Below are 7,096 nucleotides of genomic sequence, written 5' to 3' on the forward strand. Positions count from 1 at the left end.
ACAACAACGGAATCCGCGCAAATCACACCGTGTCGCCACGGATCCGCTTGCCTTTCCCGGACTGGACCGCGCACGATGGACGCATGAGCTCGGACTTCGACGCCCTGCAGCGGGCCGCCAAGGACCACCTGTGGATGCACTTCACCCGGCACTCGTCGTACGCCGAGGCCGACGTGCCGATCATCGTGCGCGGTGAGGGTGCCTACATCTACGACGCGCAGGGCAAGCGCTACCTCGACGGGCTGGGCGGGCTGTTCGTCTCCCAGCTCGGCCACGGGCGCACCGATCTCGCCGAGGCCGCGGCCGCGCAGGCCAAGGAGCTGGCGTTCCACCCGCTGTGGTCCTACGCCCACCCGAACGCGATCCTGCTCGCCGAGAAGATCGCCGGCTACGCGCCCGGCAGCCTCAACCGGGTCTTCTTCACCTCCGGCGGCGGCGAGGCCGTCGAGACCGCGTGGAAGCTCGCCAAGAACTACTTCAAGCTCGTCGGCAAGCCGATGAAGCACAAGGTCATCTCCCGGGCGATCGCCTACCACGGCACCACCCAGGGAGCCCTGTCGATCACCGGGCTGCCGCCGCTGAAGCAGCAGTTCGAGCCGTTGGTGCCGTCGACGTTCCGGGTGCCGAACACCAACATCTACCGGGCTCCCGTCCACGGCGACGACCCCGAGGCGTTCGGCCGCTGGGCCGCCGACCAGGTCGCGGTCGCCATCGAGAACGAGGGCCCCGACACCGTCGCCGCCGTCTTCCTCGAGCCGGTGCAGAACTCCGGCGGCTGCTTCCCGCCCCCGCCCGGCTACTTCCAGCGGGTGCGCGAGATCTGCGACGAGTACGACGTGCTGATGGTCTCCGACGAGGTCATCTGCGCCTTCGGTCGGCTGGGCCACATGTTCGGCGCCGAGCGCTACGGCTACGAGCCCGACATCATCACCTGCGCCAAGGGCATCACGTCGGGCTACGCGCCGCTCGGCGCGATGATCGCCTCCGACAGGCTGATGCAGCCGTTCCTCGCCGAGGGCCAGATGTTCGCCCACGGCTACACCTTCGGCGGCCACCCGGTCTCGACCGCGGTCGCGCTGAAGAACCTCGAGATCTTCGAGCAGGAGCAGGTCCTCGAGCACGTCCGGGCCAACGAGGCGGCGTTCCGCTCCACCCTCGAGCGGCTCAAGGACCTGCCGATCGTCGGCGACGTCCGAGGCGACGGCTACTTCTACGGCATCGAGCTGGTCAAGGACCGCGAGACCCGGGAGTCGTTCACCGACGAGGAGTGCGAGCGCCTGCTCTACGGGTTCGTCTCCAAGCAGCTCTACGCCGAGGGCCTCTACTGCCGCGCCGACGACCGCGGCGACCCGGTCATCCAGCTCTCTCCCCCGCTGATCTGCGACCAGCAGCACTTCGACGAGATGGAGCACATCCTGCGCACGGTCCTCGACAAGGCCGGCTCGCTGCTCTGAGCTCGCCCTTGCCCTGACCCGCGATCGTCACCTACGGTCGTTCGCGTCCACACGGGAGCCCGAGGCACGGGCTGAGATGGGGCTGACGCCGCTCCGACCGTCGAACCTGATCCGGGTAATGCCGGCGAAGGAAGTGAGCGGTTGTGCTGGTTCCTCGTCTTCACGTGATCACTCCGGTCGTGCCGGTCGACCTGCTCGGCGCGCTGGTCGCCGCCGGCGTCGGCGCCATCCAGGTGCGCGACAAGTCGCTCGACGATCGGAGCCTGCTGGCCTTCGTGACCGCGGCCGTCGAGGCGGTCCGGCCGGCCGGCGGCCTGCTGATCGTCAACGACCGCGTCGACGTCGCGCTCGCGGCCGGCGCCGACGGGGTGCACCTCGGCGCAGAGGACCTGCCCGTCCGGGCGGCTCGTGCGCTGGCCCCTGACCTCGTCATCGGGGCCACGTGCCGCTCGCGGGCGGCGGTGCTCGAGGCCCGGGCGGCCGGCGCGTCGTACGCCGGGGTCGGTCCGGTGTTCGCCACGTCGAGCAAGGCCGGGCTGCCCGAGCCGCTGGGCGTCGACGGGCTGGCGTCGGTCACGGGCGTGCTGCCGGTCGTCGCCATCGCCGGCATCACGGCCGAGCGCGTGCCCGCGGTGATCGCCGCCGGTGCGCACGGCGTGGCGGTGCTGGGCGCGGTCAGCCGCGCACCCGATCCATGTCAGGCAGCGAAGGAGATCGCCGCGGCGCTCCCCGCCGCATGAGGGTGTCGATCGCCGGCGCCGGGATCGTCGGGCTCACCTGCGCGTGGTGGCTGCAGGAGGCCGGCCACGAGGTGACCGTCTACGACCCGTCACCCGGCACCGGCGCGTCGTACGCCGCGGCCGGCATGATCGCCCCGGCCGGGGAGGCGTGGTACGGCGAGGAGACGTTGCTGCGCCTCGGCCTGGCGTCGGCCGCGCTGTGGCCGTCCTTCGCGGAGCGCATCGGCGTCCCGCTCGGCCAGGACGGCGCCGTGCTCGTGGCCCGCGACGCCTCGGACCTCGCGGTGGTGCGTCGGTCGGTGGAGCTGCTCGCGCGGTGCGGCGTGCCGGTCAGCGACGTGGACGTGCTCGATCTCGAGCCCACGCTGTCCGACCGGGTCGTCGGCGGCGCCTGGTTGCCGACCGACTCGTCGGTGGACCCGAGGGTCGTCACGGCGACCCTGCTCGGGCTGCTGGACGGGCGGGTGGTGCGTGAGCCGGCCCCGCCGTACGTCACGGTCCGCTGCACGGGAGGAGCGGCGCACCCGTCGATCCACCCGGTCCGCGGGGAGATCCTGCGGATCCGCTCGGACGATCCGCCGCGGCGCGTCGTACGCGGACTGGTGCACGGCGAAGCGGTCTACCTGGTCCCGCGCGATGACGGCGAGGTCGTGGTCGGCGCGACCTCCGAGCACCGGACGGGTCCGTTGCTGCCGACCGTCGGCGGCGTCGCCCGGTTGCTCGACGCGGCGCGTGCCCTGGTGCCGTCGCTGGAGCAGGCCGCCGTGCTCGAGGTGCTCGCGCGTGACCGCCCGGGGACGCCGGACAACGGCCCGCTCCTCGGGCGGCTGCCCACGGGCGAGCTCATCGCTGCTGGCCACCACCGCGGCGGAGTACTCCTCGCGCCGATCACCGCGACAGCCGTGCTCGCCCTCGTCGAGGGCACGGCTCCGCCACCCGAAACCTTGCCCTTCCACCCATCGCGGTTCGATCAGGAGGTCAGTCCCGCATGAGAATCACCGTCAACGGCGCCGCTCGCGAGGTGCCCTCGCCCTGCACGCTCGACCAGCTCGTGACGCGCACCGACGGAGTCGCTGCGGCGATCAACGGCGAGGTGGTGTGCGGAGGCGACTGGGCCGGCACCCTGCTCAGCGACGGGGACGCCGTCGAGGTCCTGACCGCGCTCCAGGGCGGGTGAGGTCGATGAAGCTCGGAACCCTCGACGTGGAGAGCCGCCTGTGGATCGGCACGGGCGGGCTCCCCAGCCAGGCCACCCTCGTCGACGTCATCACCGCGGCCGACCCCGGATTCGTCACGGTCTCGATGCGTCGCTCGGCCGACCTCGGACCGTCCGGACTGCTCGCCCTGCTGCGTGCGCAGGACGTGCCGCTGCTGCCCAACACCGCGGGCTGTCTCTCGGCGAGGGAGGCGGTCCTGACTGCCCGGCTCGCCCGCGAGGCACTCGGCACCGGCGTCGTGAAGCTCGAGGTGATCGGCGACGAACGGTCACTGCTGCCCGACGTCGTCGGCCTCGTCACCGCTGCCGGCGAGCTCGTCGCCGACGGCTTCACCGTGCTGCCGTACACCACCGCCGACCCCGTCGTCGCCCGCCGGCTCGTCGACGTCGGCTGCTCCGCGGTGATGCCGCTGGGGTCGCCGATCGGATCGGGGCTCGGCATCACCGACCCGTGGGCGATCGAGCGCGTCCGGGCCGCGGTCGAGGTCCCGGTCGTCCTGGACGCCGGGATCGGCACGGCGTCGGACGCGGCCCTCGCGATGGAGCTCGGCTGTGACGCCGTGCTCGCGGCCACCGCGATCACCCGGGCCGAGAGCCCGGTCGCGATGGCCTCGGCGCTGCGGCTCGCGGTCGAGGCGGGACACCGGGCGCGCGAGGCCGGCCGGATCCCTCGGCTGACCGAGGCGCGCGCCTCCTCGCCGATGAGCGGGAGGGCGGCGCTGTGATGCGCCGGCTGCCCAGGCTGTTGGTCGTGGTGCCGGCCGGTGGCGTCGCGCGGGTCGAGTCCGGGCCCGAGGTGCTGGTGGTCCCCGAGCTCGACCTGGTCAAGTGCCACTCGGTCGACGAGGTCGCGGCGGCGCGGGCCGAGTTCGTCACCCTCTCGCCGGTGGCGCCGAGCCTCTCCAAGCCCGGCTACGGCCCGCCGCTCGGCGTCGAGGGAGTCAGGGCCGCAGCAGCCGTCGCGGGCGGTACGCCGTTCTTCGCGCTCGGCGGTGTCGACGCGGGCAACGCGCGGTCCTTCCTCGACGCCGGCGCCCACGGCGTCGCCGTGATGGGCGCGGTGCTGCGTGCCGACGACCCGGACCGCGTCGTCGTCGAGCTGCTGGAGGCGATCGCATGACCCCGCCCGTGGTGCTCACCATCGCCGGCTCCGACTCCGGCGGTGCCGCCGGGATCGCCGCCGACCTCACGACGTTCGCCGCGCTCGGCGCGCACGGCGCCGTCGCCGTCACGGCGATCACGGCGCAGTGCACCCTCGGGGTGCACCGGATCGTCCCGCTGCCACCCGACGACGTCGTCGCCCAGGTGCGGGCTGTCCTCGACGACCTGCCGGTCGCTGCCGTGAAGACCGGCATGCTCGGGTCGGCCGACGTCGCCCGGGCTGTCGTGGCGGTCCTGCCGGCCGACGTACCCCTCGTCGTCGACCCCGTCCTGGTGGCCACCAGCGGTGCGGTGCTGGCGGCACCCGACCTGGTCGCCGCCTACCGCGAGGTGGTGCTGCCCCGGGCGACCGTGGCCACTCCGAACACCGACGAGCGCGCGGCACTGGGCGAGCTGCCCTGCCCGTCGCTGGTCACCGGCGCCTCGGTCGACGTGCTCGACGGCCAGCCGCTACGGGCCGCACGGGTGCCCACGGACAACGACCACGGCACCGGATGCACCCACAGCGCCGCGCTCGCGGCGTACCTCGCCCACGGGCGCCCGCTGGCGGAGGCCGCACGCCTCGCCCAGCAGTTCGTCGTCGACCGGCTCACCGTGTCGGCGTCCTGGTCCCTCGGCCGCGGGCGCGGGCCCGTGGCCCACATCCTGTAGTCCAGTAGGAGGACAGATGCAGCTCCACCCCTCGCACAGCACCATCCACCGCACCGGGTCGCGTCCCGACATCCGCGTGCCGTTCACCCGGGTCGCGCTGACCAACGGGGAGCACTTCGATCGCTACACCACCGCCGGACCTGGCTCCGACCCGTCGGCCGGCCTGCCGCGGCTCCGCTCGGAGTGGGTGGCGGGTCGGCACGGTGTCGTCACCCAGCTCCGCTACGCCCGCGAGGGCTTTGTCACCCCGGAGATGGAGTACGTCGCGATCCGGGAGGGCGTCGACGTCGCGATCGTGCTCGAGGAGGTGGCCGCCAGGCGGGCGATCATCCCGCTCAACGTCAACCACCCCGAGGCCGAGCCGATGATCATCGGCCGCCGCTTCACGGTGAAGGTCAACGCCAACATCGGCAACAGCGCGGTCACCTCCTCGATCGAGGAGGAGGTCGAGAAGCTCACGTGGGCGACCACCTGGGGCGCCGACACCGTCATGGACCTCTCCACCGGCAAGGACATCCACGAGACCCGCGAGTGGATCATCCGCAACAGCCCGGTGCCGATCGGCACCGTGCCGATCTACCAGGCGCTCGAGAAGGTCCGCGGCGATGCCTCGGCGCTGAGCTGGGAGATCTTCCGCGACACCGTGATCGAGCAGGCGGAGCAGGGCGTCGACTACATGACGATCCACGCCGGCGTACTCCTGCGACACGTCCCGCTCACCGTCGAGCGGATCACCGGCATCGTCTCGCGCGGCGGCTCGATCATGGCGGGCTGGTGCCTGGCCCACCACGAGGAGAACTTCCTCTACACCCACTTCGACGACCTCTGCGAGATCTTCGCCCGCTACGACATCTCGTTCTCGCTCGGCGACGGCCTGCGACCGGGCTGCACCGCCGACGCCAACGACGCGGCCCAGCTCGCCGAGCTCCGCACGCTGGCCGAGCTGACGACGCGGGCCTGGGCGCACGACGTACAGGTCATGGTCGAGGGACCCGGCCACGTGCCGCTCGACCTGGTCGAGGAGAACGTCGCGCTCCAGCAGGAGTGGTGTCACGGCGCGCCGTTCTACACGCTCGGCCCGCTCGTCACCGACATCGCGCCCGGCTACGACCACATCACCTCGGCCATCGGCGCCGCCACGATCGCGATGCACGGCACCGCCATGCTCTGCTACGTCACCCCCAAGGAGCATCTTGGCCTGCCCGACAGGGACGACGTGAAGACCGGCGTCATCACCTACAAGCTGTCCGCGCACGCCGCCGACGTGGCCAAAGGGCATCCCGGCGCGCGGGCCTGGGACGACGCGCTGTCCAAGGCCCGGTTCGAGTTCCGCTGGCACGACCAGTTCGCGCTGTCCCTCGACCCGCACACGGCCGAGGCCTTCCACGACCAGACCCTGCCCGCCGAGAACGCCAAGACCGCGCACTTCTGCTCCATGTGCGGCCCGAAGTTCTGCTCCATGCGGATCAGCGCCGAGGTCCGGGAGCGCTTCCTCGAGAAGAGCGAGGAGTTCGTCGCACTCGGCGGCACGGTCTACGTCGACGATCGAGAGCGAGCCTGACCGGACGCCGACCTGCGGTCGGTTCGCGGCACCGGGGCACGGTGGTTGAGGTGCGAAGGCGCCCCGCGCCTGAGCCTCGAAACCACCGTCGCGTGCGCGCGTACGACGAGCTGGGCGATCGTGCCTAGGCAGCGACTCTGGCGTCCTCCCGCCGGCGCCATTGTTCGTCCTCCGCCAGGGCGGTCAAGGGTTCCCTGCGGCGGCTTCGCCGCCCTTGACCGCCCTGTCTCCGTGAACCGCCCCGGGGTTTCCGGACACTTCGTTCGGTGTCTCTACCCGGTCGGGACGAGACGGTTTCGTGCAGCGTAGTGAA

Annotated in this window: 8 protein-coding genes and 1 riboswitch; all 8 genes read left to right on the top strand. The window is 72.2% G+C overall.

Translation table 11 applies throughout. The features are described 5' to 3' along the window. Window positions 1-83: 83 nt before the first annotated feature. The 8 genes from ACFQQI_RS11640 (at window position 84) to thiC (ending at window position 6,783) form a co-directional block, all read left to right on the top strand. The gene (locus ACFQQI_RS11640; protein ID WP_378562759.1) at window positions 84-1,454 is read left to right on the top strand and encodes an aspartate aminotransferase family protein; all 1,371 of its coding nucleotides are present in this window, start codon (window positions 84-86) and stop codon (window positions 1,452-1,454) included. A gap of 41 nt (window positions 1,455-1,495) precedes the next feature. Continuing rightward, a riboswitch (TPP riboswitch) is annotated at window positions 1,496-1,604 on the top strand. Window positions 1,605-1,618: 14 nt separating this feature from the next. Next, a complete protein-coding gene (gene thiE, locus ACFQQI_RS11645; protein WP_378562762.1) occupies window positions 1,619-2,194 on the top strand; it encodes a thiamine phosphate synthase in 576 nt (191 codons plus the stop codon). Continuing rightward, complete coding sequence (locus tag ACFQQI_RS11650; protein WP_378562765.1) at window positions 2,191-3,186, top strand: FAD-dependent oxidoreductase; 996 nt, start codon at window positions 2,191-2,193, stop codon at window positions 3,184-3,186. The genes thiE and ACFQQI_RS11650 overlap by 4 nt, the downstream gene beginning before the upstream one ends. Further along, window positions 3,183-3,371: a sulfur carrier protein ThiS gene (gene thiS, locus ACFQQI_RS11655; protein ID WP_378562768.1), complete on the top strand. Its 189-nt coding sequence runs from the start codon at window positions 3,183-3,185 to the stop codon at window positions 3,369-3,371. Before ACFQQI_RS11650 ends, thiS begins: the two co-directional genes overlap by 4 nt. Before the next feature lie 5 nt (window positions 3,372-3,376). Then, complete coding sequence (locus tag ACFQQI_RS11660; protein WP_378562771.1) at window positions 3,377-4,135, top strand: thiazole synthase; 759 nt, start codon at window positions 3,377-3,379, stop codon at window positions 4,133-4,135. Next, the gene (locus ACFQQI_RS11665) at window positions 4,135-4,530 is read left to right on the top strand and encodes a thiamine phosphate synthase (protein WP_378562774.1); all 396 of its coding nucleotides are present in this window, start codon (window positions 4,135-4,137) and stop codon (window positions 4,528-4,530) included. The genes ACFQQI_RS11660 and ACFQQI_RS11665 overlap by 1 nt, the downstream gene beginning before the upstream one ends. Continuing rightward, complete coding sequence (locus tag ACFQQI_RS11670; RefSeq protein ID WP_378562776.1) at window positions 4,527-5,222, top strand: bifunctional hydroxymethylpyrimidine kinase/phosphomethylpyrimidine kinase; 696 nt, start codon at window positions 4,527-4,529, stop codon at window positions 5,220-5,222. The genes ACFQQI_RS11665 and ACFQQI_RS11670 overlap by 4 nt, the downstream gene beginning before the upstream one ends. A gap of 16 nt (window positions 5,223-5,238) precedes the next feature. After that, window positions 5,239-6,783: a phosphomethylpyrimidine synthase ThiC gene (gene thiC, locus ACFQQI_RS11675; RefSeq protein ID WP_378562780.1), complete on the top strand. Its 1,545-nt coding sequence runs from the start codon at window positions 5,239-5,241 to the stop codon at window positions 6,781-6,783. Window positions 6,784-7,096: the final 313 nt, after the last annotated feature.

Source organism: Nocardioides sp. GCM10030259, assembly GCF_042666375.1.
In the GTDB taxonomy this organism is placed as follows: Bacteria; Actinomycetota; Actinomycetes; order Propionibacteriales; family Nocardioidaceae; genus Nocardioides.